The 26,074-nt window shown below is 70.6% G+C and carries 25 protein-coding genes; 16 read left to right on the top strand and 9 right to left on the bottom strand.

Annotated elements, in window-relative coordinates:
• Window positions 1-29 precede the first annotated feature (29 nt).
• The 5 genes from VZQ01_RS02685 to VZQ01_RS02665 all read left to right on the top strand — a co-directional run bounded on the left by VZQ01_RS02685 (window position 30) and on the right by VZQ01_RS02665 (window position 6,345).
• Complete coding sequence (locus VZQ01_RS02685) at window positions 30-2,687, top strand: LPS-assembly protein LptD (RefSeq protein ID WP_426746844.1); 2,658 nt, start codon at window positions 30-32, stop codon at window positions 2,685-2,687.
• 58 nt (window positions 2,688-2,745) lie between these two features.
• Window positions 2,746-3,096 (top strand): helix-turn-helix domain-containing protein, encoded by a 351-nt coding sequence (locus VZQ01_RS02680; RefSeq protein WP_141329836.1) that lies wholly within the window; start codon window positions 2,746-2,748, stop codon window positions 3,094-3,096.
• A 245-nt stretch (window positions 3,097-3,341) separates the two neighbouring features.
• The gene (locus tag VZQ01_RS02675; RefSeq protein ID WP_228557133.1) at window positions 3,342-4,793 is read left to right on the top strand and encodes a hypothetical protein; all 1,452 of its coding nucleotides are present in this window, start codon (window positions 3,342-3,344) and stop codon (window positions 4,791-4,793) included.
• Window positions 4,794-4,900: 107 nt separating this feature from the next.
• On the top strand, window positions 4,901-5,614 hold the full coding sequence (locus tag VZQ01_RS02670) for a TetR/AcrR family transcriptional regulator (protein ID WP_223746813.1): 714 nt from the start codon (window positions 4,901-4,903) through the stop codon (window positions 5,612-5,614).
• The gene (locus VZQ01_RS02665; protein ID WP_223782973.1) at window positions 5,551-6,345 is read left to right on the top strand and encodes an enoyl-CoA hydratase/isomerase family protein; all 795 of its coding nucleotides are present in this window, start codon (window positions 5,551-5,553) and stop codon (window positions 6,343-6,345) included. The genes VZQ01_RS02670 and VZQ01_RS02665 overlap by 64 nt, the downstream gene beginning before the upstream one ends.
• 10 nt (window positions 6,346-6,355) lie before the next feature.
• On the opposite strand, the gene VZQ01_RS02660 is transcribed toward VZQ01_RS02665, so the two are convergent.
• On the bottom strand, window positions 6,356-7,345 hold the full coding sequence (locus tag VZQ01_RS02660) for a M23 family metallopeptidase (RefSeq protein ID WP_426746843.1): 990 nt from the start codon (window positions 7,343-7,345) through the stop codon (window positions 6,356-6,358).
• Window positions 7,346-7,651: 306 nt separating this feature from the next.
• On the opposite strand from VZQ01_RS02660, the gene VZQ01_RS02655 reads away from it, so the two are divergent.
• The 8 genes from VZQ01_RS02655 to VZQ01_RS02620 all read left to right on the top strand — a co-directional run bounded on the left by VZQ01_RS02655 (window position 7,652) and on the right by VZQ01_RS02620 (window position 11,920).
• Window positions 7,652-8,197 (top strand): hypothetical protein, encoded by a 546-nt coding sequence (locus tag VZQ01_RS02655; RefSeq protein ID WP_141326261.1) that lies wholly within the window; start codon window positions 7,652-7,654, stop codon window positions 8,195-8,197.
• A 10-nt stretch (window positions 8,198-8,207) separates the two neighbouring features.
• On the top strand, window positions 8,208-8,975 hold the full coding sequence (locus VZQ01_RS02650; RefSeq protein WP_223746815.1) for an endonuclease/exonuclease/phosphatase family protein: 768 nt from the start codon (window positions 8,208-8,210) through the stop codon (window positions 8,973-8,975).
• 140 nt (window positions 8,976-9,115) lie between these two features.
• The gene (locus VZQ01_RS02645) at window positions 9,116-9,577 is read left to right on the top strand and encodes a phage holin family protein (RefSeq protein WP_223746816.1); all 462 of its coding nucleotides are present in this window, start codon (window positions 9,116-9,118) and stop codon (window positions 9,575-9,577) included.
• Entirely contained in the window at window positions 9,567-9,788 is a 222-nt protein-coding gene (locus tag VZQ01_RS02640) for a DUF3618 domain-containing protein (protein ID WP_046712963.1), read from the top strand. The genes VZQ01_RS02645 and VZQ01_RS02640 overlap by 11 nt, the downstream gene beginning before the upstream one ends.
• Window positions 9,789-9,850: 62 nt before the next feature.
• Complete coding sequence (locus VZQ01_RS02635; protein ID WP_046712964.1) at window positions 9,851-10,051, top strand: hypothetical protein; 201 nt, start codon at window positions 9,851-9,853, stop codon at window positions 10,049-10,051.
• 35 nt (window positions 10,052-10,086) lie between these two features.
• Window positions 10,087-10,539 carry a hypothetical protein gene (locus VZQ01_RS02630; protein ID WP_046712965.1) on the top strand — a complete coding sequence of 151 codons (453 nt, stop codon included), beginning with the start codon at window positions 10,087-10,089 and terminating at the stop codon, window positions 10,537-10,539.
• 46 nt (window positions 10,540-10,585) lie between these two features.
• Window positions 10,586-10,879 (top strand): YtxH domain-containing protein, encoded by a 294-nt coding sequence (locus VZQ01_RS02625; protein ID WP_223746819.1) that lies wholly within the window; start codon window positions 10,586-10,588, stop codon window positions 10,877-10,879.
• Window positions 10,880-11,026: 147 nt separating this feature from the next.
• A complete protein-coding gene (locus VZQ01_RS02620) occupies window positions 11,027-11,920 on the top strand; it encodes a hypothetical protein (RefSeq protein WP_141326256.1) in 894 nt (297 codons plus the stop codon).
• A gap of 7 nt (window positions 11,921-11,927) precedes the next feature.
• On the opposite strand, the gene VZQ01_RS02615 is transcribed toward VZQ01_RS02620, so the two are convergent.
• Window positions 11,928-12,797, bottom strand: a complete 870-nt coding sequence (locus tag VZQ01_RS02615; RefSeq protein WP_223782968.1) for a hypothetical protein — start codon at window positions 12,795-12,797, stop codon at window positions 11,928-11,930.
• 167 nt (window positions 12,798-12,964) lie between these two features.
• Here VZQ01_RS02615 and VZQ01_RS02610 point away from each other — a divergent pair, with 167 nt between their 5' ends.
• Window positions 12,965-15,502, top strand: coding sequence for a CHASE2 domain-containing protein (locus tag VZQ01_RS02610; protein WP_426748921.1), 2,538 nt, complete (start codon window positions 12,965-12,967; stop codon window positions 15,500-15,502).
• 15 nt (window positions 15,503-15,517) lie between these two features.
• On the opposite strand, the gene VZQ01_RS02605 is transcribed toward VZQ01_RS02610, so the two are convergent.
• From VZQ01_RS02605 to VZQ01_RS02575, 7 genes are all read right to left on the bottom strand, one after another.
• Window positions 15,518-15,886: a (2Fe-2S) ferredoxin domain-containing protein gene (locus VZQ01_RS02605; protein ID WP_223746821.1), complete on the bottom strand. Its 369-nt coding sequence runs from the start codon at window positions 15,884-15,886 to the stop codon at window positions 15,518-15,520.
• 249 nt (window positions 15,887-16,135) lie between these two features.
• A complete protein-coding gene (locus tag VZQ01_RS02600) occupies window positions 16,136-16,915 on the bottom strand; it encodes a NuoI/complex I 23 kDa subunit family protein (protein ID WP_141326255.1) in 780 nt (259 codons plus the stop codon).
• Window positions 16,916-16,944: 29 nt separating this feature from the next.
• Window positions 16,945-18,369 (bottom strand): complex I subunit 1/NuoH family protein, encoded by a 1,425-nt coding sequence (locus VZQ01_RS02595; protein ID WP_223746823.1) that lies wholly within the window; start codon window positions 18,367-18,369, stop codon window positions 16,945-16,947.
• A 2-nt stretch (window positions 18,370-18,371) separates the two neighbouring features.
• Window positions 18,372-20,258 (bottom strand): NADH-quinone oxidoreductase subunit G, encoded by a 1,887-nt coding sequence (locus VZQ01_RS02590; protein ID WP_223746824.1) that lies wholly within the window; start codon window positions 20,256-20,258, stop codon window positions 18,372-18,374.
• Complete coding sequence (nuoD, locus tag VZQ01_RS02585; protein WP_223746825.1) at window positions 20,255-21,514, bottom strand: NADH dehydrogenase (quinone) subunit D; 1,260 nt, start codon at window positions 21,512-21,514, stop codon at window positions 20,255-20,257. Before nuoD ends, VZQ01_RS02590 begins: the two co-directional genes overlap by 4 nt.
• Before the next feature lie 10 nt (window positions 21,515-21,524).
• Entirely contained in the window at window positions 21,525-22,043 is a 519-nt protein-coding gene (locus tag VZQ01_RS02580; RefSeq protein WP_223746920.1) for an NADH-quinone oxidoreductase subunit C, read from the bottom strand.
• Between the two features lie 180 nt (window positions 22,044-22,223).
• Window positions 22,224-23,450: an adenylate/guanylate cyclase domain-containing protein gene (locus tag VZQ01_RS02575; RefSeq protein ID WP_426746842.1), complete on the bottom strand. Its 1,227-nt coding sequence runs from the start codon at window positions 23,448-23,450 to the stop codon at window positions 22,224-22,226.
• Window positions 23,451-23,574: 124 nt separating this feature from the next.
• Here VZQ01_RS02575 and VZQ01_RS02570 point away from each other — a divergent pair, with 124 nt between their 5' ends.
• Both VZQ01_RS02570 and VZQ01_RS02565 read left to right on the top strand, forming a co-directional pair.
• Entirely contained in the window at window positions 23,575-25,713 is a 2,139-nt protein-coding gene (locus tag VZQ01_RS02570; RefSeq protein WP_426746841.1) for a sulfatase-like hydrolase/transferase, read from the top strand.
• Complete coding sequence (locus VZQ01_RS02565; RefSeq protein ID WP_141326249.1) at window positions 25,595-26,071, top strand: PaaI family thioesterase; 477 nt, start codon at window positions 25,595-25,597, stop codon at window positions 26,069-26,071. The genes VZQ01_RS02570 and VZQ01_RS02565 overlap by 119 nt, the downstream gene beginning before the upstream one ends.
• Window positions 26,072-26,074: the final 3 nt, after the last annotated feature.

Genomic DNA, 26,074 nt, shown 5'->3' with positions numbered 1-26,074 from the left:
CCGTGGCGCGGCATACCTTGCACCCCTGAATGAGCCTCCTCGTTCCGCTCGCCGCCGCGCTGCTGGTCTCCTCGGCGCAGATTCCGCTCGCCACCCAGGTCCAGCTCCCCTCCGGCGAGACGGTGGAGCTGGCCGCCGACTTCCTCACCTACGAGGCCGACAAGCAGGTCCTCACCGCGCGCGGCCACTGCGAGCTGCGCACCGGCGAGATGCTGCTGCGCTCGGACGAGGTGACCTACGACGAGGCGAACCAGGTGGCCACCGCCACCGGCAACGTCATGTTCGTGGGCCCCGGCGGCATGGCGGCCGTCGCGGATGACGTCAGGGTGGACATCCGCTCCTTCGAGGCCACGCTCCAGGGCGGCCTCTTCATGCAGAAGAAGGGCGTCACCCAGGAGGCGATGCTCGCGGCGAAGACGCCCGAGGAGCTGCGCTCCATGGGCGAGACGCCCATCATCCTCAGCGGCACCCGCATCCGCCGTACCGGGCCCAACGCCTTCACCGTGGACGACCTGGCCTTCACCCCGTGCGAGTGCGGCCCGGGGGAGCCCACCTGGCGCATGGAGGCCCGGTCCGCCAACGTCATCCTCGGCGAGCGCGCCACCTTGTCGTGGCCCGTGGTGTACGTGGAGTCCGTCCCCATCTTCGCGCTGCCCTGGGTGTACCTGCCCCTGGCCGAGCGCCGCACGGGCTTCCTCATCCCCAACCCGAACTTCTCGGGGCAGAGCGGCTTCAGCCTCGAGCAGCCGTTCTTCCTCACGTTGGGGCGCAGCTACGACATGACCTTCACCCCGGGCTACTTCTTCGGCTCGTCGGACCAGACGGTGCTGCGGGGGCCGGAGGGCGCCAGGTTCGAAACCAAGGAGCCTCGGCTGTTTGGCGTGAAGGGCCCGCGGTTGCGCACGGAGTTCCGTTATGTGCCCAGCGAGACGGCCCGAGGCCGGGTGTCGCTCGGCGTGCTGCACGACTCCCGCCCTCTGCGAGACCCTCGGACTGGTGACTTCTACCTGTACCCAGAAGGAGCGCCCGACGCCTATACCTACGTCGACGTGCCCCGGGGCTGGCGCGGCGAGGCGTCCTGGCAGCACTTCCAGGACCTGGGCTCCGGTTGGTACGACCGGGTGGACGCGTCGTTCGTGTCGGACGGCAACTACACGCGCGACCTCACCGCCGACGTCATCCTCCAGGGCCTCGACTACCTGCGCAGCACCGCCACCGTGTTCCGCCGCCAGGAGGACTCGTACGCGGGTCTGGATGTGTCCCTGCGCCAGGACATCCGCTGGCCCTATCGCTTCTTCCAGGACAACCGCGTGCCGTCCCAGGTGGACCCGCTGCGGCCGGACCTGCCCTCGCCGGTGACCTTCCAGCGCCTGCCCGGCGTCGTCTACGCGCTGCCGGAGCGCCCCCTGTTCAGCGGCATCGTCGGAGGGCTGCGCGCCGAGTTCACCCGCCTGGCCCCCATGACGGGCGGGTTCGGGGACGAGGGCGTCGACGGCATCTTCCGCCGCGATGGCATCTACCTCCCGCTGGGCTACCACTACACGGACCCGACGTACCCGGTGGACCCGGGGCAGGGCAACGGCCTCTTCGACACACGAGACCGCGAGGCGAGAGATCGCATCGACCTCACCTCCCGGCTCGCCACGTCCATCCCCCTGGGCGACGTGGCGCGGGTGACGCCGTCGCTGGGCGTGCGCCAGGACGTCTGGGCCGGCGAGTACTCGGGCAGGACGTGGCAGCGCGGCTACCCCATCGCGGGCCTGCTCGTGGACACCCAGCTCACGCGCACGTGGGACGGGGAGAAGAACCGCTACCGGCACTCCTTCGCGCCCTCGCTGGAGCTGCGCTACGTGCCGGGCGGCTGGGGCCACGTGCCGTCCGCGGGCGCTCAGCGGGGGCCTGGGTTCGCCCAACCCTACGACGAGGTCGACGCCGCCGTGCCCCTGGACCTGGATGGCCGCACGCGGGGCTTCCTCCAGGGCGTCTTCGCCGTGGACCAGACGCTGCGCGTCAAGGTGGGCAACGCTTACCGCGAGCCGCTGCGGCTGCGCATCGGCCAGGGGTTCGACCTGACGCGTTACGCACCCGCCGCGAACAAGCTCGGAGATCCCGAGCCGATCCTCCGTGACACCTTCGCGCGCCTGACGACGAGCCTGGGAATGCTCACCGCCGGTGGGATGGTTCGCTTCGACCCCAACTCGGGGCGCGTCACCCAGATCACCGGCGACTTCAACATCGACAACGGCAAGGGCCAGGCGCTCTACGCGCGCTACGACGACATCCTCACCACCGCCCAGGCGGCCATCGACCGGGGTGAAATCCCCAACGCCCTGGGCCCGGATTCCATCCGCCGCCCCCTGGATGCCCTGGTAGGCAGCGTATCCCGAGAAACGCCCGGCCTCCCCACGGCCGAGCGGGCCCAGGCTCTCATCGCGGGTACGCGTTTGACGCTCGGATTTGGCCTCGGGGTGCGGTACGAAGCCCTGGTGCAGCCCCTCTACCAGGATCCAACAAACCAAGAGGCGTTGAAGCCCTTCGCCCAGCAGACACTGGGCGTGTCATATGGGCCAGCGTGTAATTGCTGGCGCATTGAAGGGGTGGTGACCCTCAGACGTGATATCGGACTGGAATTTTCCGGTGTGAATTTCAGCGTCACTGGGTTGGGATCGTTCGGTTCGGGCGGCTAGGAATCACCGAAGGTGAATGGTGGTTCCACAACCCCCAAGCAGCCAGGAGAAGTATTTCGTGTCGGACCTCGGAAAACGAATCGGCCAGCGCATCCGCGAGCTTCGTACGCAGAGGCCGGAGCGGTGGACGCAGGAAGAGCTCGCGGAGCGGGCTCAGATCAGCGTCTCCTTCCTTTCCATGATCGAACGCGGCGAGCGTGTCCCTCATGTGGAGACCCTCGCCGCCCTGGCCAACGCCCTTGGCGTCAGCCTGGGAGAGTTGTTCACGGGAACGGAGCAGACCCTTGCCCAGACGGAGGACCTGCTGCGTCCCCTGTCTGACTTCGCGCGCGCCCGGGGCCTCACCGCACGGGACGTGGACCGCCTGCTCGGGGTCGCCCGGGTGATGTTCAGCGGCACCATCGCCTGAATCCCACCCCTCGGGGTCCCTGGCCGGACGCAAGGGGCCCCTCGGTCCTCCTGTCCTGTCCTTGACTGGACGGTAGGTAGACCGGGAAGATGGCGGAAATGCGCTGTGCGCCGCGTGCGCACAGCGTGCTTCCTTCTTCGTCCAAGGAGTCTTCGCTGATGCGTCCGGGTCTTGCCTCGTGGATGGCCCTCACGAGCATGGTGTTGTTGGCGTGTTCCTCGCCAGCTCCCGCCACGCTTGAATTCGTGGATCAGAATCCGGCCAGGCCGCGTCTGGGTGAGATCACCACCCTGCGTTTCCGGGCGGTGGACTCGCGTGGCATGCCGCAGGCCGGCACGCAGGTGCGGTTCTCACTGCAGTCGGAGGTGCCGGGGGTCCAACTGTCGCCGGCCGAGGGGACGACCAACCCCGGGGACGGCATCGTGTCCATGCAGGTGACGGCCACGGGAGGCCGTGTCACCTCCGTGGTGGTGGTCGCCTCGGCGGGTGAGGGAGCGGAGGCCAAGTCGGTCATCTCCCCGGTCATCAGCTTCGCCGGCACCAACTCGAGCTCCCGCCAGCTCACCTTCCAGTGTGGTTCGTGGTCCGGTGAGGCCTCCGGTCTGCACCACGCCATCGGCGCGTGGGACGAGGCCCGCTCGCTCATCGCCGGCGTGAAGGTGAACTGCATCGCCCACGTGGGTGATCGCAACGGCGACGGCATCGAGGGCGCCCAGGTGTCCTTCCTGACGGAGGCCGGCACCATCGGCCCCACCGCCACGTCTCTCACGGACGTCGTGGGCAACGCGCAGGTGCTCTACAAGACCTCGCTGCCCCTGCCGCAGGACGTGGACCCGGGTGAGTTCACCTGGAACCCCACCAACGACGCCACCCACACGGGTGAGTATCTGGCGCCGCTGTGGATGCAGCCCTTCCTGTGGGAGCAGAACCCGCTGGCCGCGCACGGCACCCCGCCGCAGCCGCAGTCGAACCGGCCGGAGCCCCAGCGCGCCGACCCCATCCGCCCCAACAAGATCAACAACCCGCGCGACAACCTGGTCTCGCTCATCGCCGTCACCTCCGGCGAGGAGGCCTTCAGCGACGACAACAACAACGGCCAGTGGGACACGGGCGAGGCCTTCGTGGACCTGACCGAGCCCTTCGTCGACAACAACGACAACGGCACCTGGGACGCGGGCGAGCGCTTCGTCGACACCAACGGCAACGGCCGCTGGGATGGCAAGAACGGCGTCCACGACACCAGCACGCTCATCTGGGTGCAGGAGCGCATCCTCTGGACCGGCGTGCCGCACTCGCTGGACCGTCCGGACACGGTGCGTCAGATCTCCCCGCCGCCTCCGGCCACCAACGTCGCCATCGACCACTTCGGCTCGGCCAGCGCCACGTTCCTGGTGGCGGACCCGTGGTTCAACATGATCGCCCAGAACTCGCAGGGTGACGGCTGCAACTCCGGCGCGGAGGGCCCGATTGAGATCGAGCCGGCCATCACCGGCGCCATCCCGCTGACCTACCCGTCGTACGCCGTCGTGCGCTACCTCATCAAGGACAAGCACGACGTCTCCCAGGAGCCTCAGCCGGGGCCGTTCCCCCAGCCCATCCCCTGGAAGTCGGACGCGGTCTGCACGTACACGGCCGCCCAGCTCGACGGCCACAAGGTCCAGGTCGTCGCCCCCACCGTGACGGGCACCGTGCTCTAGACGCGGTGGACGCGGGCTCCCGGTGAAGTACCCATTGACCCCGGGAGCCCACGTCCGTAGGGTCCACCTCGGCTGATTGAAGAATCAACCGGCCGGTGGAGGACGTCGTGGGCCAGAGCAAGTCGGCGGCGGACAACGGCAACCGCGAGAGCGAACGCCGCCGGACCATCCTGCGGGCGGCCATCGATGTGTTCGCCCGCAAGGGCTATCACGGGTGCCGCATCGCGGACGTGGCCAAGGAGGCCGGCGTCGCCTACGGCCTCGTGTACCACTACTTCAAGAACAAGGATGAGCTGCTGGAGACCGTGTTCGACACGGGCTGGAGCGGCTTCGTCACGCGCGTGCGCGCGGTGGTGGAGGGCGAGGGGGCGCTGGCGCAGAAGGTGCGCGGCGTGGTGGACGTGGCCTTCGAGGCGTACCGGGTGGACCCGCGCGCGGTGAAGGTCCTCATCCTGGAGATTGCCCGCAGCCCCGCGGGCTCCCGCATCAACCGGCAGACGGCCTTCGTGGACGCCATCCGCCTCTCCTCGGAGCTGTTCACCCGGGCGAAGGAGGCGGGGGAGCTGCGCTCGGACACGGACCCGCTGCTGTCGTCCGCGCTGCTCTTCGGCGCCATCGAGATGGGGCTGACGGCCTTCGTCACGGGGCTGGCCGACGCGCGCGACACCCAGGCTTTGGAGCGCGCGAAGGCGCAGATCGCCGAAACCTTCCTTCACGGCGTCCTGGCCGACGCGTCGCCAGGCGCGGAGTCCCCTGCATGGAAGCCGGAGAAGTCGTCGGAGAAGTCCGCTACGAAGTCCAAGGTCCCCAAGCGCACCTGACCATCGACCGGCCCCGGGCGCGCAATGCCTTGTCGCCCACGGTGGTGAAGGCGCTGATGGACGGGCTGGACCGCGCGGACGCGGACCCCGCCGTGCGCGTGGTGGTGCTCACCGGCGCGGGCGAGAAGGTCTTCTGCGCGGGCGGGGATCTGGGGCAGATGGCCGGCGACGGCGGCTTCCTCGCCACGCACGATGGCCGCCGCTCCTACGGGAAGCTGCTGGCCCGGTTCCAGGAGGCGCACAAGCCCACCGTGGCGCGCGTCAACGGGCACGCGCTGGCGGGCGGGCTGGGGCTGGTGCTCGCGTGTGACCTCGCCGTGGCGGTGGAGGGCGCGGACTTCGGCACGCCCGAGATCGACGTGGGCCTGTTCCCGATGATGATGATGGCGCTCCTGCAGCGTCACGTGGGCCGCAAGCGCGCGCTGGAGCTGGTGCTGACCGGGGACAAGCTGCCCGCGCGCGAGGCGCTCGCGCTGGGGCTGGTCAACCGCGTGGTGCCCGCCGCGGAGCTGGACGGGGCGGTGGCGACGCTGGCGGGGAAGCTCGCCGGCAAGAGCCAGGCGGTGCTCGCGCTGGGGCGCCGGGCCTTCTTCACCGCGGAGGACCTGCCGCTGCCGGCCGCGCTGGAGTTCCTCGCGTCCCAGCTGTCGCTCAACGTGCTCGCGGACGACGCGGGCGAGGGCGTCTCCGCCTTCCTGGAGAAGCGCCCGCCGAAGTGGAACGACCGCTAGCCACGCGACGTCAGGGCGTGCCCAGCCGCGTCTCCCCGCTGGCGACGGCGGGGAGGGCGGGCGGGAAGAAGTCCAGGCGCAGCAGCGACTCGCCGTCCACCCAGATGCCGTCCACCTTCACGCCCCAGTGGAGGTGGGGGCCGGTGACGCGGCCGGTGCTGCCCACCAGTCCCAGCTGCTGACCCTGCTGGAGCTTGTCGCCCTGCTTCACCTGGATGCGCGACAGGTGGAAGTACGCGGTGAAGAGGTCTCCGCCGTGGTGCACCAGCACCGTCTTGCCGGCGGAGTAGTTGTCGCGCGCCATCACCACGGTGCCCTCGTTGCTGGCCAGCACGGGCGCGCCCGGGTCTCCGTCGATGTCCACGCCGAAGTGCTGGCTGGACAGCTTGCCGTTGAACGTGCGCCGGTCGCCGAAGGGCGCGGTGATGCGGTCCTGCCGGGGCCACGCGAAGTTCTGGGCGAAGTGGGGCGCGCTGAACGGCTGCGCGAAGGCGGCGGCGAAGGCGCGTCGGTCCGCGGCCATGCGCGCCTTCACGGAGGCAGGCGGCGCCACGTACTTGCCCGACACCTTCAGCTCGCGCGAGGGGTAGCCCGGCTCGACGATGTCCAGCGTGCCCGTGAGCTCCAGCGGCGCGCCCTCGGCCGAGCCGGGGCCCACCACGAGCACGGGAGCGGTGCCCGGCGTCAGCTCCACCGGCAGGCCCGTCACCGCGAGGAAGCCGTCTCCCCACGCGAAGAAGCGCAGCGGACGTCCCGCGAGCGTGCCCGTGGGCATCCCCGCCATGCCCCGCACCGTCACGATGACGGGGTCTCCCGGACGCGCCGAGCCGGGCTGGAGCGACAGCAGCGGCTGGACCTGGGCCGTCGTCGACGCGGAGGAGGAGAGGGCCGCGGACGTGGGCGTCGGCTCGGAGGCCTGGGCCTTCGCACCGAGGGCGAGCAGCGCGAGCAGCAGGTGGGATGGCGCGGAATGAAACCAGCGGGCGGGGTGCGGAGCCATGGGCGTTCTTTACACCACGGATGGCCGGACTCTTCCCAGGGTGAGAAATCCGCGCGTCGGATGCCTGCTTCTCTGCCCGGGAGCGCCCGGCGGGTCGCCTGCTGAACACTGCCTCGTCGGCTGCTCACCGGGCCAGCGGGACGCGCCTGGATTTGTCGGCACTTGAGCGACGCAGGGGCGCGGAATCGCGGCCCGACGGGCTGGAGGGCAGGCAGCCGGCTGCACGTCGTGGCGTCAAGCCGTACCGGCGCGCCTCCAGGCTTCCTAGCTTCTGCTCGGACCCAATTACTTTTCGGAGATTCGCGGATGCCTCGTCCCTATAGCTTCGACCATTTCCAGGTTCCGAAGACGCTGCCGAAGCAGAGCCGCAGCCTGCGTCGACGGGACAAGGCGCACCTGGCGCAGTCCCGTGCGCAGCCAGAGGAACTGGCGGCGCGCGAGGGAGTGCACTACGGCAAGTCCTTCGCGGAGACGGAGGACCTCTACAACGCCCGGCAGATGGAGGCGCAGCTCCAGGAGCTGGCCCGCCTGGAGCCGGACGGGAAGTTCTCCCACGGCACCTCGGCGCCCGCGCAGCGCGCGACGAAGCGCGCCTCGCGTGAGAAGGCGCAGCAGCGCAAGGCGGCGGAGGAGCCCGTCATCCGGAGCACCACGCCCATCGGCGCGCTGCCGCCCACGCGCGAGCAGCCTCCTCGTGGCCGGCTCCCGGACCTGCTCGACGAGGCGGGCCGGCAGCTCCAGACGCTCAAGGGCGGACTGGGGGACGCGGCGAAGGCCGTGGCCCGGCTGGCGGCGCTGCCGCTGGAGGTGGTGCGGCTGGCGGCGCGGCGCCTCAATCCCCTCCACGGCTGAGCCCGCGCGCGTGGAGCTGACGCTCGTCTCGTACAACATCCACAGCGGCATCGGGACGGACGGCCGGTTCGACCTGGGCCGCGTGGGTGAGGTGCTGCGCGAGGTGGGCGCGGACATCGTCGCCCTGCAGGAGGTGGGCGACTTCCGCGGCCGCACCTCGCGCGATGACCAGCCCGAGCACCTGGCGGACATGCTCGGCATGCACATGGCCTTCGGCCCCAACGTCGTGCGCAACGGCCGCCGCTACGGCAACGCCATCCTCACCCGGCTGCCCATCCTCCACTCGAAGAACTACGACTTGAGCGTGAGGCGGCGCGAGCCCCGGGGCGCGCTGCGGTGCGACCTGGACATCGGCGCGGGTCAGCAGCTCCACGTGTTCTCGCTCCATCTGGGCCTGCGGGTGTCGGAGCGGCGACGGCAGGAGGCGCTGCTGCTCGGCTCGGACATCCTGAGGGACGCCGTGCGCAAGGACCCGGCCGTGGTGTGCGGGGACTTCAACTACTGGGGCAACGGCGCGGTGCCCTCGCTGGTGCGCAAGGCCATCCACGACGCCGCGCTGGAGCTGGGCACGCCCGCGCGCACCTATCCCACGCGGTGGCCCATGCTGAGGCTGGACCGCATCTACGTGGACGCGGGCGTCCGGCCGCTTCGGATCTTTCCGCACCGCACCGAACTCAGCCGGGTGGCCTCGGACCACCTTCCCCTCGTCTTGCGCTTCCAGGCGCCCATTCTCTCGACGCGCACGTCCGACTCTCATCCGGTGCAGCTCATCGGTTAGCGTGCGGGAGCCGGCGTCACGTTGAGTGGCTGACGCTTGTGAACGCCGGACAGAAACGCCTCGGGGAGGTTGTCCCAAAGGGCAGGGGTGCCTAGGTTGGCGCCACTTCTGTGAGGACGCGAGCGCCGGCCGGAGAGTGAATGCACGTGGGGAGCGAACAGACGGAGCGTGGGCTCACCGCGCTCGTCGGCCGCATGGCGGACAGCTTCAGTCGGCTGGTGACCCAGCACCTGCAGCTGGCGCGCCTGGAGCTCGAGGAGGACCTGAAGTCCGCGAGCATGAACGTGGCGATGATCGCCGCCTTCGTGCCCTTCATCCTGGTGGGCTATGCCTTCGCGTGCGCGGCGCTCGCGGCGGTGCTGGTCCCCTGGCTGGGGTGGGCGGGAGCGTTCGGCGTGGTGGCGCTGCTCAACCTGGTGGCGGGTGGTGGCGGCGTGGCCTGGGCGCTGCACAAGCTGAAGACACGACGGATGATGGACGACACCACGGACGAGCTGTCGCGCAGCATGGCGGCGCTCACCGCGCCGGCCCCCGTGGCCCTGGGCAACGCGCTCCAGGGCGGGGACGGTCAACTCTTCAAGGAGCCCCCGCATGGGCGCTAGCAATGGACATCCCAAGCCGATGGGGCCTCGCACGAGCGCGATGCTCCGTCAGGACATCGAGCGGACGCGCGCGGAGCTGGCCACGTCGGTGAGCGCGCTGCGCGAGGAGGTGGCGGTCGCCGCCGACTGGCGCGAGTGGGTGCGCCGTCATCCCTACGCGTGCGTGGGGGCGGCGTTCGCGGTGGGGATGTTGCTGGGCTCGCGTCGCTGACGGCGCGCGTGGGCCCCCCGGACTTTCGCAGTTCCACTTTTCGAATCGAGGAGAGCACGTTCATGGACATGAATCCGCAGCAGGTGGCCGACCGGGCCCGGCAGCTCCAGGACCAGGTGTTGCCGCAGCTCGACGAGGCCCGGCAGAACCTGGTGGACATGAACCACCGCGTGGTGAGCTTCATCCGCGCCAACCCCGGCACGTGTCTGTTGGGCGCGGTGGCCGTGGGCTTCCTGGTCGGCCGCATCGCTTCCCGCCGCTGAAGCCGTCCTGGGACGGCAGACGAGAGAGGACACTCATGACGAACTATCCAGGGGCTTCAGGCAATGGCAACCCTTCGTCGCGGCCCTCGGGCACGGACGCGGGGTTCGGCCAGCGGGTGGACCAGATTGGCTCGGAGGCGCAGCAGCTCTGGAGTGATGCCAGGGGCGCTGTCGATGACCTGGGCCAGTCGCTGGACCTGCGCGGGCGCGTGGAGCGCAACCCGTACGGGATGATCGCCGCCGCGCTGGGCGTGGGCTACGTGCTGGGCGGGGGGCTGTTCACGCCGCTGACGGCGCGCATGCTCCGGTTGGGCGTGCGGCTGGCGGCGCTGCCCTTCGTGAAGGACGAGCTCTTGGGCATGGCCGAGACGGCGTTCCAGGGCTACCAGGCGGGTCGCGGCGCGGTGAGCTCCGCCGTGTCGCGGGAGCCTGGCGCCGCGTCCGCGGATGCGTCGGTCGCGGGCACGCCCCGTCCTCCGTCCTACTAGGGTTATCTTCATTCCCCCGTCGTTTCACTTTCCTTTGGAGTCGCGCATGAACCTGAACGCCCTGAAGAAGATGGACAAGGACGACCTGCTCAACCTCATCGGCCTGGAGAGCCGTCGCAGCGCGGCGGAGGACGTGCTGCCGGTGATCGGCGCCTTCGCGGCCGGCCTGCTGGTGGGCGCGGGCCTGGGGCTGCTGCTGGCCCCCAAGCCGGGCACCCAGCTGCGGGACGACCTGCGCCAGAAGCTGCAGACCGGCCAGGAGTACCTGACCAACCAGCTGAACCGCGGCGAGAGCGCTCCGGCGCAGGGCACGCAGTCGTCCGTGTCTCGCACGGCGTGAGCCCGTGTCCCGTGGCTTCGCGCCACGTGGACGGTGTGCTCGACGAGAGAGCCCTCATCCGCGAAGGCGGGTGGGGGCCTTCGTCGTTGCAGGGCGGCGGCCGAGCGACGGCGGGGCGGGCGTGAAGCGGGTGTAGACTCCGCCCTCGTGAGTGACCTGGCAAAGGGTGACGGGGCGGTGGGACCGGAGGCGGCGCTGGCGCGGCTGCGCGCGTTGGAGACGCTCGAGTCCGGATACGAAGCGTGGTTGGAGCTGAAGCTGGAGCACGCCGCGTCCATCGCGCGGTTCCGCGAGGAGCGCGAGCGGCTGACGCAACAAGGCTCGTTCCTCCTGGGCGCGGTGCGCGCCGCGGGGCTCGAACCCTCGGCCTCGTCGGAGCCGGGACTCGCGCCCGCGTCCGCGGGGGACTTCCTGCGCGACGCGGAGGAGAAGCTCGCGAGGACGCGCGAGGCCCTGTCCGCACGCGAGGCAGAGACGGAGGCGGGCTATGCGTCCGCCTTCGCGGAGATCCGCGCGACGCTGAAGGACCGGGCCTTGCGTCACCTGTCGGTCCATCGCCCGCGGCTGACGTTGCTCCTGCGTCGCGTGGGCGCGGAGCGCTCCATCCTCCACCTGGAGCGCGTGTCCGGCGACACACCCGTGCTGCTGTGCATGCTCTTCACCGGCCGGATTCCGTCGCGGTACGGCTTCCTGCTCGACGACTCGACGGAGGACGTGGCGCTGCCGCCCGCGCCGCTCTATCCCGAGGAGGGCGTGGCCCCGGGCGACGTGCGGCCCGACGCGGCGGCCCTGGTGTCACGGGTCCGCGCGGGCGAGGAGGTCCTCCCGCTCAAGGGGATGCTGCCGCTGTCCATCCCCCGACCCGGTGGCGACGAGGACTTCTTCCGGCTCCTCCAGCGGGGCGCGGTGCTGGAGGTCGAGGTGGCGGACGGCGCGAGCTTCCGCAACGTGCTCTCGCGAGAGGAGTCGGAGCGCTTCGCCGGCCACCTGCTGCGCCTCAAGCTGTCGGGGCGCATCGAGCTGGACATCGAAGCGGGCTGAAGCGCGTTCAGTTCGTCCGGATGACGCCCACGTCGGCGGTGCCCGCGAGCAGGGCGCTGCCGATGAACAGGTTGTCGGACTCGGCGCCGCCCAGGCGCACGGCCTGGAAGATGACCAGGTACGTCTTGTTGGACTGCGGGAAGGCCGAGCCCGGAATCGTCACCTGGGCCTCGCGGTACGAGCCCGGCACCGCGACCAGCTGGAGGAACTCCACTGGCGTGGTGGGCACGTTGGAGTACGTGGGCTCGCCCTTGGAGCCGTCCGAGCCCAGGGGCACCACGGTGACGAAGCCCAGCGTGCGCTCCTTGCCGCCCGAGACGGCGGCGCGCTCGAAGCTGAGCGCCGTGCCGGACGTGTGGCGCACGAAGCCCTCGGGCGGATGGAACCGGGTGATGGCCTCCTGCACGGGCGCGTCGTCCACCTGGCCCACGTAGCGCGTGCCGTTGCGCGCGGCGATGAACTGGTAGGTGGCGCCGGAGGCGTACGTCAGCCCCGAGTCACTCCCGCCCACGTTGGTGCGGCTGTAGCTGCCCGAGCCGTCCTCGTTCAGCACCGTCGCCTGCCCACCCTGGGGCTGGAGCGTCGCGGTGGCGCCCGTCACGCCCGAGGGCTGCGAGTTCTCTCCGGAGCGCGTGCCGAAGAACACGAGCGCGGCCGTCTGGGCCGGAATCACGATGTTGTCGCCCCCATCCGGGACGAAGACCCCTCCGTCGACGCCGGCGAGCGCCAGGGCCGAGACCTCCACCTCGGGCGTGGCCAGCAGGGTGCCCACCATGACGTGCTCGGCGGTGAGCTGGGCCCCCGTCTTCTCCAGGTCGCACGCCAGGGGAGCGAGGAAGAGGGCGGTGACGGCGGCGGACATGAGGATGCGTTTCATCAGGAGTCTTCCTGGGGTGTGTGACGGGGGCGGCGAGCATAGCAGGGGCTCGTGACAGACCCCGCGCGCTGGGGAATCTCGGGGTATCCTCCCGCGCACCCGTGCAAGCACACCGCGTACACTTCGCGAGCTGGCGTTTCTTCAAGCGGCTCGGCTTCTCACTGGCGATGGCCGTCTTCTTCGGCTGCGTGCTGGGCATCCTCGTGTACCTGCGGGCGCCCCAGCTGGCGGCGCCGCGCGAGGACTCGCCCACGTGGGTTCCCTCGGGCGCGGTGGAGGCGGCGCAGGGCTGGCTGGAGGGGCTGGAGCGCCGCACCTACGACTGGCGCGTGCTGGAGCTCGGCGCGCGCTCGGAGCGGCCGGACGAGGCCGTGGTGGTGGCCATCGACGACGAGACGCTCGCCGAGGCCCGTCAGGACGACCGTCCCGGTGTCGCCACGCAGCCCTGGCCCCGGCAGCTCGTCGGCGCCATGGCCCACCGGCTGGTGGAGGAGGGGGCCCTGCTGGTGCTGTTGGACCTGCCCTTCCCGGAGCTGAGTCCCAACGCCTGCGTCAACCCGAAGCTGTCGCTCGGCGCCACGTCGAGCGATGACGCGTCCTTCCGCGAGTTCCTCGAGCGCGACCCGGGCAAGGCGCTGCTGTCGTTCTCCTGGGAGAGCCAGGGCGCGCGCGTGCTGCCGCCGGCCAGCCGCCTGTGGCCGTACCGGGTGAAGGTGGGCACGTTCCCCGGCATCAGTGAGGCCCGCGAGCGGACGCAGACGGTGCTCGCGGTGCAGCGGCCCGCCTTCGTCATCCCCGCGGGCAACCAGGTGGAGGTCTGGGGCGGCGCCACGGACGAGGCGGACGCGAAGTCGCTGGGCTCGCGGCTGGGCGCTCCCGGGGCCGTCATCGCCGAGCGGCGCGCGTCGGACGACACGTTCCGCGTGGGCCCCACGGACCTGTTCGTCTCGTTGGCGGAGGTCCAGGTCGACGGGCTGGACACGTCGAAGCTCCTGGAGGTGCGCCAGCTCCAGCACCCGGTGGCGCCACTGTTGGGTGGAGGTGCGGGGTACGGCGCCGTCACGCTGACGGCGGACCCGGATGGAGTGGTGCGCGGCATCCCGCACCTGGTGGTCTACACGGCGAGGGATGGTCGCCACGTGCTGCCATCGCTGCCGCTCGCCGCCGCGATGCGCCTGGCCAACACGCGCACGCTCCGCTACGCGAACGGGCGGCTGCACGTGGGGGACGAGTACTCGGTGCCCATGGATGACTCGGGTTTCAGCCTGATGCGCTGGGATGCGCCGACGGCGGGGCGGGGCTCACGCGGCTCGTTGTCCCGCTCCATCCGCGCGTGGAACGTGCTGCTCAACGTGTTCGACGTCGCGGACGAGCGCCCCGCGCGGTTCGACAACGATTTGGAGGGGCGCACCGTCGTCCTCACGCGGACGGCGGGCGAGTCCGGGCACATGCGGGCCACGCCCATCGGTCCGGAGACGCCGGGCGGCGCCATCCTGGGACAGGCGCTGGCGAACATCCTGCGCTCCGAGGGCATCTCCCGCGCCCCGGCGGACCACGACCTGGCGCTCACCATGGGGCTGGCCTTCCTGGGGGCCTTCCTCGCGCTGTCGCTGAGCTTCCTGCTGCGCTCGCTGCGGGGCGCGTTGCTCTACGTGAGCGGACTGGGGCTCGCGGGGGCGGGCTACACGGCGGCGGCTAGCTACGTGTTCATCGAGCAGCGGCTGTGGGTGGCCATGGCGGGGCCGCTGCTGGCGATGGTGGGCGCGTTCGCCGTCACCACCGTCTACGCCTTCCGCAACGAGCAGCAGATCCGCGACTTCGTGCAGGCGGCGCTCGGCCGGTACGTGAGCCCGGAGGTGGCGCGGCTGGTGACGCGTGACCTGAGCCTGATGCGCCCGGAGCGCCGGCGGATGTCGGTGTACATCTGCGACATCGAGGGCTTCACGCGGCTGTCGGAGGGCATGACGCCCGAGCAGCTGGTGGGGCTCTTCAACGAGTACCTGCTGGAGATGGCGGCGGTGGTGCGCTCCACGGCGGGGCAGATGGACAAGTACATCGGCGACTCGGTGATGGCGTTCTGGGGCGCGCCGGTGCGCACCGAGCGCCATGCGCACCTCGCCTGTGAGGCCGCGCTCAAGATGCGCGAGGTGCTCGCGGCGCGGCAGGACGCCTGGGAGAAGAAGTACGGGCGCCGCCTGAGCTTCCGCGCCGGCGTGGACACGGGCGAAGTCGTGGTGGGAGACATGGGCAGCGAGCTGAAGTCCAACTACACCGTGCTGGGTGACGCGGTGGGCCTGGCCGCGCGGCTGGAGTCGCTCAACAAGGTGTACGGCACCTACGTGCTCGTGGGCGACGGCACGGTGACGCTCGCGGGGGACAACTACGTGTTCCGCGTGGTGGACCGGGTGCGCCTCAAGGGCCGCGCGGAGCCGCTGCGTGTGCACGAGCTGGTGGGGCGCAAGGGTGAAATCACCACGCCCCAGCAGGAGCAGCTCGCCGTCTACGAGCGCGCGCTGACGGCGTACCACCAGCGCCGCTTCCCGGAGGCGCATGCGCTGTTCGAGCGCTCCGCCACCGACTTCAAGGACTCCGTCTCCGCCGTGTACGCGGCCCGCTGCGCGCGCTTCCTCGTCACGCCGCCGCCCGCGGAGTGGGACGGCGTGCACGGCCTGGAGGAAGGGGACGCGCCGGCCATCGCCGCCTGAGCCCGCGCGGGCCGCTCAGCCGTCGTCTGGCGCCGGCGTGTCCGGTTGCCCGAACAGCTCCACGACGGGCGCGTCCTTCGCGATGTGCTCGCTCACCACGCGGCGCATCTTCTCGGGCGTCATCTCGGAGTAGTACACCTCTCCGTCCCACCCCATGAGCTGGTAGTCCTCGGGAGACAGCGGGTCCCTGCGTCGGCCGGTGTCCTCGCGGACCACCACGTTGGGCCCCATGTGGCAGAAGCCGTAGCAGCCGCCCCGGTACAGCTCGCAGCGTGGCACCAGTCCCTGGGCGCCCAGCTCCGCGCGGGCCGTCGCGTACACGTCATCCGCGCCGCCGGCCTTGCAGGTCGACCCCTTGCACACCGACAAGCGGTAGCGCTTCATCGCCAAGACAGCACCCACCCTACGCAGGCCCCACGTCGGGCGATAGCCACCAGCCCCCGCCTCTGTGCGCCTGAACGCACTCCACGCCGCCCCACGGGACGGCCGCCCGGACGCCAGACGCCAGGTCCACTGAAGAGCTGCAACGTCATCACCCGCGCCCCGAAATGACACCGGCCCGCCTGCCGCTCGAGGAGCGGGAGGCGGGCCGTGCTTGCTACCAGTCCCTACGCGCGGGACGTCTGGATGGATCTACTTCAGGAACTTCGTCACCTGGATGGGACCCTGCTGCGTCACCACCGTCTGCCCGTGCGCCACCGCGCCCTTGCCGTGCGGCGCGTGGTGGTCATGCCCCGCGCCCAGGTGGTGCGGCGTCTTGAGCTGCACCAGGCCCTCGCCGATGCGCGTGTGGGCCTCCTTGTGCACGTGGTGCGGCTCCTCGGAGCCGTCGCGCTTGTTCCACGGGTCCGAGGGGTGCGACACCGCCGGGCCCTTCAAGAGCTTCGGGATGTCGTAGACGAAGTTCTGCCGCGTGTACTCGGAGGGCGTGTGCATGTACGTGTCCATGCGGATGGCGTCCTTCGGGCACGCGTCCACGCACAGGCCACACACGATGCAGCGCAGCTCGTCGATGACGAACTGGGTCGGGTACTTCTCGATGACGCGCGACTCGCCGTCCGCGTCCGACTCCTCGTACTCGCCCGCCTCGATGTAGATGCACTGCGCCGGGCAGATGGTCGCGCACATGTAGCAGGCCACGCAGCGCGGCTTGCCGTCCTCGCGCGGAACCAGCCGGTGCAGACCGCGGTAGCCCTCCGGGTAGATGGGCTTCTCCTCGGGGTACTCGACCGTCGTCATCAGGCTGGTGCCCGTGCGGTCCTGCACCTGCGTGTTCGTGTCACGCGTGCCGAAGAGGTTGCGGAAGAAGTGCTTCGTGGTGATGGCCAACCCGTGCAGCAGCCCCGGGATGTACATCCGCTCGCGGATGTCCGTCCGGGGGTCCTGGGTGACCTTCGTAACCTTGATGGCCATGATGGTGTCTACCTTGGTCGGGCCGGGAGCTAGTGCGAGGACGCCGCGCTGGCGTGGGACGGCAGCCCATGCGCGTCGTGCCCGTGGTCATGGCCGTGGGCGCCGTGCGCTCCGTGCGCACCACCCTCCGCCGCGTCTGCCTTCTTCGTCATCGTCAGCACCACGAACACGCCAATCTCCAGCATGCCGAAGATGGCCAGCGCCCGCAGGGACGGATCCCACAGCACCAGCGCGCCCGTGATGAACACGTTGGCCAGCGCCAGCGGCAGGAGGATCTTCCAGCCCAGCGTCTGGATCTGGTCGTAGCGGAAGCGGGGGAACGTCCAGCGGATGACCAGCTGGATCCAGATGAGGAAGACCACCTTCACCCAGAACACCGTGCCCAGGATGGTGCCGTACAGCCACCCGTGCTCCTGCATCAGCGGCTGGCTCGCCAGCCACTCGTTGCCGAAGGGCAGGTGGTGGCCGCCGAAGAACAGCGCCGTCGTCACGCCGGCCAGCACCACGACCTCCACGAACTCGGAGATCATGAACAGGCCGAACTTCATGCCGGAGTACTCCACGAAGTAGCCGATGATCTCCGACTCGCCTTCCGGCACGTCGAACGGGGCGCGCTTGGTCTCCGCGAAGGACGCGGCGAAGAAGCCGATGAACCCGATGGGCTGCAAGAGGAAGCCCCACGCCGGGATGCCCAGGTCGAACCCGCCCTCGGTGCGCCACAGGTACTGCGCCTGGCCCGTGGCCTGCGCGCCGTCCAGCCCCAGCGTGCCGACCAGCGTCGGCAGCTGCAGCGAGGAGAACGCCATGAACAGGCCGACCAGCGACAGGCCCAGCGCGACCTCGTAGGAGATCATCTGGGAGGAGGCGCGGACGCCGCCCAGGAGCGCGAACTTGTTGTTGGAGGCCCAGCCGGCGAGCGCCGTGCCGTAGACGGCCAGCGACGCGATGGCCAGCAGGTACAGCACGCCGAAGTCCGGCGTCGCCACCACCATGTCCACGTTGTGGCCGAACACATTGACGGAGGGGCCGGCGGGCACCACCGCGAACAGCGCGAACACCGGCGCGAACGCGAGGATGGGGCCCAGCTTGAACATGAACGTGTTCGCCGTGCCCGGGATGAAGTCCTCCTTGGTCAGCATCTTCAGCACGTCCGTGAGGATGTGCGGGAGACCGGCCAGGGAGCGGTTGCGGATGCCGGGCAGGTTGATGCGCGCGCGGTTGGGGCCCACGCGGTCCTGCATGAGCGCGCTCCACTTGCGCTCGGCGATGGTGAGCAGCGTCGCGATGATCATCACGAAGACGAGCATCAGGAACAGGATGTTCGACAGGCGGCTGGCGCCCGCGAACCAATACTTCTCGGCCAGGCCTCCGACCGCATAGGCCGCCGCCGAGACTCCCGCGAGCGTCGCGACGATGAAGCCCATCGCGAAGAGGACAGTCAGAACGCGCTTCATCGCTAGATACCCCTCACCCGGGGAGCACCGAACTCACGGTAGCCCGGAGGACGCCCGTCGGCGCCCGTCGGCAGCGGATTGATACCCGGCTTCTCCCGGTCCGGCGGAGACGCCTTGTCCCAGTTGAACTCCGCGAACTCGGCCACCTTGCCGGACAGCTCGCGCCACACGTCCCGCGCGCTGCTCCAGGTCGGCGCCTCGCCGCCCAGCTCGCGCGTCAGCTCCGCGGCCCACTTCCAGCCGGGGATGACGTCGCCCTTGGGCGGGTACGCCTTGCGGAAGCGCTGGGTCATCCCGTCCATCTGCGTGAACGAGCCCTCGTCCTCCACGTGGATGGACGCGGGCAGGAGCACCGTGGCCTGCGCCGTGATGGGCGACTCGTTCTTCTCCTGGACCACGAAGACGTCCAGTGAGGCCACCGCGCTGGCGAAGGCCTCCACGTCACCCGGCACCTCGGTGCCGATGGCGTACAGCCCCTTCACCTGGCCCTTGGAGAGCGCCTGGGTGAGCGACTCGTAGGTCTCCACCTTCAGGCCCAGGCCCTTGGCGATCCACTCCAGGCCCTTGCGGTTGGGGTTCTTGTCCGCCGTCTTCAGGAAGTGGTCCGCCTTGCCCGCCGGACGACCGCCCACGTAGACGGTGGTGAGGCCCAAGGTCGCCTTGGCGAACGTGAGGCCCGCCAGGAGCTCCTCGTTGGAGGACACCGGCGAGGCGAGCACCGCGAGCTTGCCCGAGCCCACCAGCGGCTTGAGCGCCTTGGCGGCGGCCTGAGCGGCCTCCTTGCGCGTCACCACCGGCACGGCCTCGGAGCCGGACTGGCCCGTCGCGCGGCCCACCCTCGCCTGGAGCACGCGGCCCAGGTTGAAGGACTTGTACATGAGCCGGCCCTGGTCACACATCCAGCTCTTGTTGATCTCCTCGTTCTCGCGAGGACGGATGCGGTAGGTGTCCTGCGACATCCAGTCCACGTACGTGTTGCAGCCCTTCGCGCAGCCGGTGCAGATGGACGGCGTGGCGGACAGGAACCACGCGCGCGCCTTGAAGCGGAAGTCGCGGCTGAGCAGCGCGCCCACCGGGCAGACGTCCACGGTGTTCATCGAGTAGTCGCTGTCCAGCTCGTTGCCCGGGAACACGTCGATGCGCTCGTGGCTGCCGCGGCCGAACACGCCCAGCTGCGGCTCCTTGGCGATCTCGTTCATCACGCGCACGCAGCGGGTGCACATGATGCAGCGCTCCTGGTCCAGCACCACGCGGGGCCCCAGGACCTTGCGCTTGTTCTTCAGCGTCTTGCCGCCCTCGAGCCGCGAGGGGCGGTAGTCGTACTTCATGTAGTAGTCCTGCAGCTTGCACTCACCGGCCTGGTCGCAGATGGAGCAGTCGACCGGGTGGTTGAGCAGCAGGAACTCCATCACCGCGCGCTGCTGCTCCTTCACCTTGGGCGTCGTCGTCTTGACGGCCACGCCCTCGGCCAGCGGCGTCTGGCACGCGGGCACCAGCTTCGGCGCGTTGGACGCCTCGATGAGGCAGATGCGGCAGTTGGCCGCGATGGAGAGGCGCGGGTGGTAGCAGTAGTAGGGGATGTCCGAGCCGACCGTCTTGGCCGCCTCGATCATGTTCGTCCCCGGCTTCACCACGACTTCCTTGCCGTCGATGGTGCAGGTGACGAAGCCCGGGTTCTTCGGCGCGGGCTTGGGCGGCGGGCCCGCGGGCGCCGCGGCCTTGGGGGGCGGCGTGACGCTGCTGGCCGCCGCGGGGGGCGTGTCCATCTTCGGACCGGCCGGAGGGTTGGAGGGCTCGGGACCGATCTTCGCCGCGGGGGTGTCCGTGGGCGCGCCCTTGGGGGGCGGCTGCGCGTCACCGGTCGGCTTCTTCGTGTCGTTGTCGCTCACTGCTCGACCTCGCCGCCAATCATGTTGATGGTGTCAAACGTGGGGATGAGGTCCGCCAGCATCTTCCCCTCGATGATGTGGGGCACCGCCGCGAGCACCGGGAAGCCCGGCGCGCGCACGTGCACCTTGTACGGGCGACCGCGCCCGTCGCTCACCAGGTACCAGCCCAGCTCGCCGTTCGAGGCCTCCGTCGCGTCATAGGCCTCGCCGGGGGGCACCTGGATGCCCTCCATGACGAGCTTGAAGTGCGCCATCACGCCCTCGATGGTTCCGTACACCTCGGGCTTGGGCGGCAGCGCGATGCGCCAGTCATCCACGATGATGGGACCCGCCGGGATGGTGTCGAGCGCCTGGCGCAGGATGCGGATGGACTGACGCATCTCCTCCATGCGGACGAGGTAGCGGTCGTAGTTGTCGCCGTGCTCGCCCACCGGGATGTCGAAGTCGAAGCGGTCGTAGACCCAGTACGGCTTCGCCTTGCGCAGGTCGTGGTCCACGCCGCAGGCGCGCAGGGCGGGGCCCGTCCAGCCGTAGTCGATGGCGTCGTCGGCGCTGATGATGCCGGTGCCCTTGGTGCGGTCGACGAAGATGCGGTTGCGCGTGAGCAGCCCGTCCATCTCCACCAAGAGCTCCTCCGTGCGGGTGAGCGTCTTGCGGACCTTGTCCGCCCAGCCGTCCGGCAGGTCGCGGTTGATGCCGCCCACGCGGCCGAAGCTGGTGGTGAGGCGCGCGCCGGTCAGCTCCGTGACGCGGTCCTGGATGAGCTCGCGGGCCTCCATGCCGTAGAGGAACGGCGCGAAGCCGCCCATCTCCAGGCCGGTGGCGCCCACGCACGTCAGGTGGTCCGTCAGCCGGTGCAGCTCGCTGCCGATGACGCGGATGTACTGGGCGCGCTCCGGAATCTCCAGGCCGATGAGCTTCTCGACGGCGTTGAGGAACCCGAAGTTGTTCATCATCGCGGACAGGTAGTTGAGCCGGTCCGTGTACGGCAGGCACTGCGTCCAGGTGACGTTCTCGCAGCTCTTCTGGAAGCCGCGGTGGAGGAAGCCGATCTCCGGGTCGATCTTGACGATGGTCTCGCCGTCCAGCTCCACCTTCAGCCGCACGGTGCCGTGCGTGGCGGGGTGGGACGGGCCCATGTTGATGACCATGTGCTTGGCCTGGAGGTGCGCCTCCAGCTCCGAGCCCTCGGGCGGCAGCGAGCCGTCCGTGTCCGGATTGTGGCCCTTCACTTCAACGTTGTGGCTGTCGGCCATGGTGTCGTCCTCAGGAGTGCCCGCTGGTGCCGGGACCGCGGAAGATGTCCTTGATGGGGCGCTCCGGGATGAGCGGCTGGCGGTCCCTCAGCGCGTAGTCCTTGCGCAGCGGGTGGCCCTGGAACTCCTCGTACAGGAGGATGCGGCGCAGGTCCGGGTGCCCGTCGAAGCGGATGCCGTAGAAGTCCCAGACCAGGCGCTCCCACCAGTTGGCGCCGCGGTAGAGCGGGACCAGCGAGGGCAGCACGGCCTGGTGCTCGCTCACGCGCACCTTGAGCCGCACGTGCTCGTGACGCTTGAGGGAGTAGAGGAAGTAGACGACCTCGAAGCGCGGGTCGTTCTCCGCCAGGTGCAACCGGTCCACGGCGTCGACGGAGCCGAACAGCTTGAACTGCAGCTCCTCGTCGTTCTTCAGGAACGCGGCGACCTTCGGCAGTGAGTCGGCATGGATCACGGCCCAGGCGCCACCGGCCCGGTCCACGTAGCGCTCCACCACCGCCTCGGGGAAGTGGGCGGAGACCCTGTCCAACGCGAAAGTGCTCAAGGGGGACCCAATGACTGAGGGAGAAGAATCCGCGGCTTTATAAGGAGCCCAGAAGGGGGGCGTCAACGTAAACCCTCAACCATGTAGGCCACTTAGGAAGCCCAGAAGCCAGCGTTGCGCACGCGGCGTCCGGGGAGGCTCACGGATCGTCCGCCGGGGCGGAAATCAGGCCGCCGAGCCCGGTCCCCGGGCCAGCGAGGGGCCCGCCGCCAGGGGGACGAAGGTGGCCACCGGCTGGCTCTTGCCGGCCACCAGGGCCTGTCCCACCGGCTCCCAGCCGAACCGGGCTCCCGCCTGCTCCCGGGTCGCCTGGGACACGAGGACGGGCACCCCGGCCTTCTTGGTGAGCCCCTCGATGCGGCTGGCCAGGTTCACCGTGTCGCCGATGGCGGTGTAGTCCAGGCGCCGGGCCGTGGAGCCGATGTTCCCCAGCACCACGGGGCCCGTGTGGATGCCCACCCCCATGCGCAGGGCCGGGACGCCCTGGAGGGCCCGCTCCGCGTTGAACCCCTCCAGCTCGCTCACCATGTCCAGCGCGCACCGCACCGCCCGGGAGGCGTGCTCCGCGTCGGCCAGGGGCGCGCCGAAGTACACCATGAGTGCGTCCCCGATGAACTTGTCCAGCGTTCCGCCGTGGCGGAACACCACCTCCACCATGCGGCCGTAGTAGGCGTTGAGGAGCTTCACCACTTCGCCCGGGGGCAGGTGCTCGCTCATGGCGGTGAAGTCGCGGATGTCGGCGAAGAGGACGGTGACCTCGCGCAGCTCGGGGGAGGCGAGGCGCTGGAGGCGCTCGGCGACGGCGGGGGCGAAGTAGCGGCCCAGGCGGGCGCGCTTGAGCTCCTCCTCGGAGACTGCGGCGGACAGGGCGCGGATGCGGTTGAGCAGGTGGCGGGCGCCGGCGGCGGCCACGGCGAGCATGACGACGGCGGCCAACTGCGCGCCCATGCCGATGCCGGCCTGATGTTGGAGGGCCGTCTCGGCGACGGCGGCGAAGGCGGTGACGACGAGCGTCACCGTATTGCGCAGGGACAGGGCGGCCAGCAGCACCAGCACCGCGTAGATGCCGAGCGTGAAGCCGGCGACGCCCCCGGGGGAGGGGGACACGGGGATGGCGTGGCTCTGGAGCCAGTACACCGCGGGCACGTCGATGAAGGCCACGGACAGGCCCGCCCAGCGCACGGCCCGGGGCGAGCGGGCCACCGCGACGAGCACGCCCGCGGTGCACAGCCAGTACACGCTCAGGGGGGCCAGGTACTCGGCCCAGTCGGTCTTGCCCACGAAGAGGCCCAGGGTGGCGGAGATGCCGAACATCACCGTGATGGCGACGAAGCGGATCCACGCGAGCTGGCGCGCGTTGCGGTGGCGCTCGCCGTCGAGGGCGCGGTTCACCGAGTCCTCGATGCCTTCTGGCGCGTTGGGCCGCAGGGCTCCCCCCATCCGCGAGCGCTGCGCCTACCGGGCCGGAAAGGGCCATGGCTCGCGGGCCTCTCTCATTGCGGTATACACGCCCTGCATGGTCGAGTCCTCTTCCTCGCACCCCCTCCGCCCGCTCGTCTGGCGCCTCGCCCTGGGCCTGGGGCTGGGACTCGCGCTGTTCGCCGGGGAGACCTGGTGGCTTCTGCGCTCCGGCCTCGTGGGCGTGGACATCCCAGTGGACGGTCCGTATGCGGCGCTGTCGGCGGCGGTGCGACCCGTGCTCCCGGGGCTCCTGGCGCGCGTGGCGGCCGTCTACGTCGTGGCGGGCATGGGCCTCGCGGCGGTGGCCTGGGCGCTCGCGCGCGTCTTGGGCCGGGGTGGCGTCCTGGCCACGCTGGCGGGGTGGCTCGGGCTCGCGCTGCTGCTGGCGTGGGACCGCGCCATCGCCCGGCCCGCGTTGTTCGATGACCTGCCGGCGGTGAGGCCGGTGCTGGCGTGGCTGGTGGACCATGGCGAGCCCTGGCACCCGAGGCTCGCGGCGGGGCTGCTCGCGCTGCTGCACGTCGGCGTGTGGCTCTACCGGCAGGACACGTGGCGGCGGAGGGCGCGGCTGGGCGGCGCGGTGCTGGCGGGTGGCGTGGTGCTGTTCGTGGCGACGCGCGCGGGCGGCTGGGTGGCCAGCGACAAGCATCCGTTGGTGGTGCTCATCGGCATCGATGCGTTCCGGCCGGACCGGCTCGCGAGCCTCGGCGGGACGCGAGCGGTGGCGCCGCATGTGGACCGCTTCGTGGCGGAGTCCACGTTGTTCACGAAGGCGTACACGCCGGTGGCGCAGACGGAGCCCGCGTGGCGCTCGCTGCTCACCGCGCGCTGGCCGCACGAGACGGGGGTCCGCTACGCGCTGACGGCGGAATCCCGGATGCAACTGCAGCCCACCTTCGCGGAGACCTTCGCGCGCGCGGGCTGGCGCACGGTGTTTGCCACCGACTGCTCGCGCTTCCACGCCGAGGGGCCGTCCTCCGGTTTCGCCACCCGGTTGCAGCCGCCGCGCGGGGCGGTGAACTTCCTCCTCGAGAAGCTGCGCTACCGGGCGCTGGGTGTGTTCGCGGACCACGCGCTGGGCGCCGCGTGGGTGCCGGAGTTCATCGACAACCGCGCGCTGGCGGGCATCCACGACCCCATGGGCTACGCGGAGCGACTGACGTCGCGGCTGCTCGAGGAGGCGGGGCAGGGGCCCACGCTGTTCGCCTTCCACGCCACCGCGGCGCACTTCCCCGGGGACCCGGTGCACCCGTTCTATCGGCGCTTCGTGTCCGCGTCCGAGCCGCTGGAGCGGCGGCTGCGCATGCACTTCGCGCCCGTGTCGCCCGGGGCCAAGGGCGGCTGGAGCCGCGAGGGCGCGGAGGCGCTCTACGACGAGCTGATCGCCCAGGCGGACGCGCAGGTGGGGCTGATGCTGGAGGCGCTGCGCCGCTCGGGCCGCTACGACGACGCGCTCATCGTCCTGGTGTCGGACCATGGCGAGAGCTTCCACGAGGACCGGCCGGACCTCGCCGGCGCCACGCCCGTGCACGGGGCCCGGCTGTCGGAGCTGGAGAACCGCATCCTGCTCGCGGTGAAGCCCGCGGGAGGTCGAGGCGCGACGCCGGCCACGCTCGATTCGCTGGTGCGTCTGGTCGACGTGGGGCCCACGCTGCTGGAGCTGTCGGGCCTGCCCGCGCTGAGCGGCGCGGATGGCGTGTCGCTCGGGCCGTTGCTCCGTGGCGAGACGGCGGCGCCGCTCGCGCTGTACGCGGAGACGGGCTTCACGCACGTATCGCCGGAGGTCTTCGACGAGGGGCACTGGCCCGGGGCGCCGCGCGCGTTCGACGCGTACCGCATCCGTCCGGATGGCGTGGTGGAGCTGAGCGACACGGCGCACACGGCGGTGGTGCTGGAGAAGGACCGGGGCGCGTACGACGGGCAGCGCTGGTGGGTGGACCGTCCTCGGGCGGATGGCTCCGTGCTGCGCGTCTGCACGGGGGACTGTGAGGGGCTGGACGCGCTGGCGTTGGAGGCGTGGCTGGACGCGGTGCAGGGACGGACGGGGGCGGGGGACTCGCGTAAGGTGGCGGGCCATGTCGACGACCCCAGACACCCCGTCCCTTCAGGAACAGTACGCCCCTCACAACAGCTGCTTCGGCTGCGGCCCGGCCAACACCCAGGGCCTGCGCATCCGCAGCCGCGCGGAGGGTGAGCTCGTCGTCGCCGAGTGGACGCCCTCCGAGCATCACCAGGCCTTCCCCGGCGTGCTCAACGGCGGAATCATCGGCGCGCTGCTGGACTGTCACTGCAACTGGACGGCGGCGTACCACCTGATGAAGGCGCAGGGCGCGGCGTCTCCGCCGTGCACCGTCACCGCCGACTACACCATCACCCTCAAGCGCCCCACGCCCATGTCGGGGCCGGTGCGGCTGGAGGCGAAGCCCGTCGAGATCAAGGGCGACCGCGCGGTGATCGAGGGCACCCTCACCGCGGGCGGCAAGGTGACGGCGCTGTGCCGGGGCACCTTCGTCGCGGTGAAGGAGGGCCACCCCGCGTACCACCGCTGGTGAGCG

This window comes from Myxococcus faecalis (assembly GCF_050039385.1).
Taxonomy (GTDB): domain Bacteria; phylum Myxococcota; class Myxococcia; order Myxococcales; family Myxococcaceae; genus Myxococcus; species Myxococcus fulvus.
This window is presented reverse-complemented; position numbering and strand designations above follow the sequence as displayed.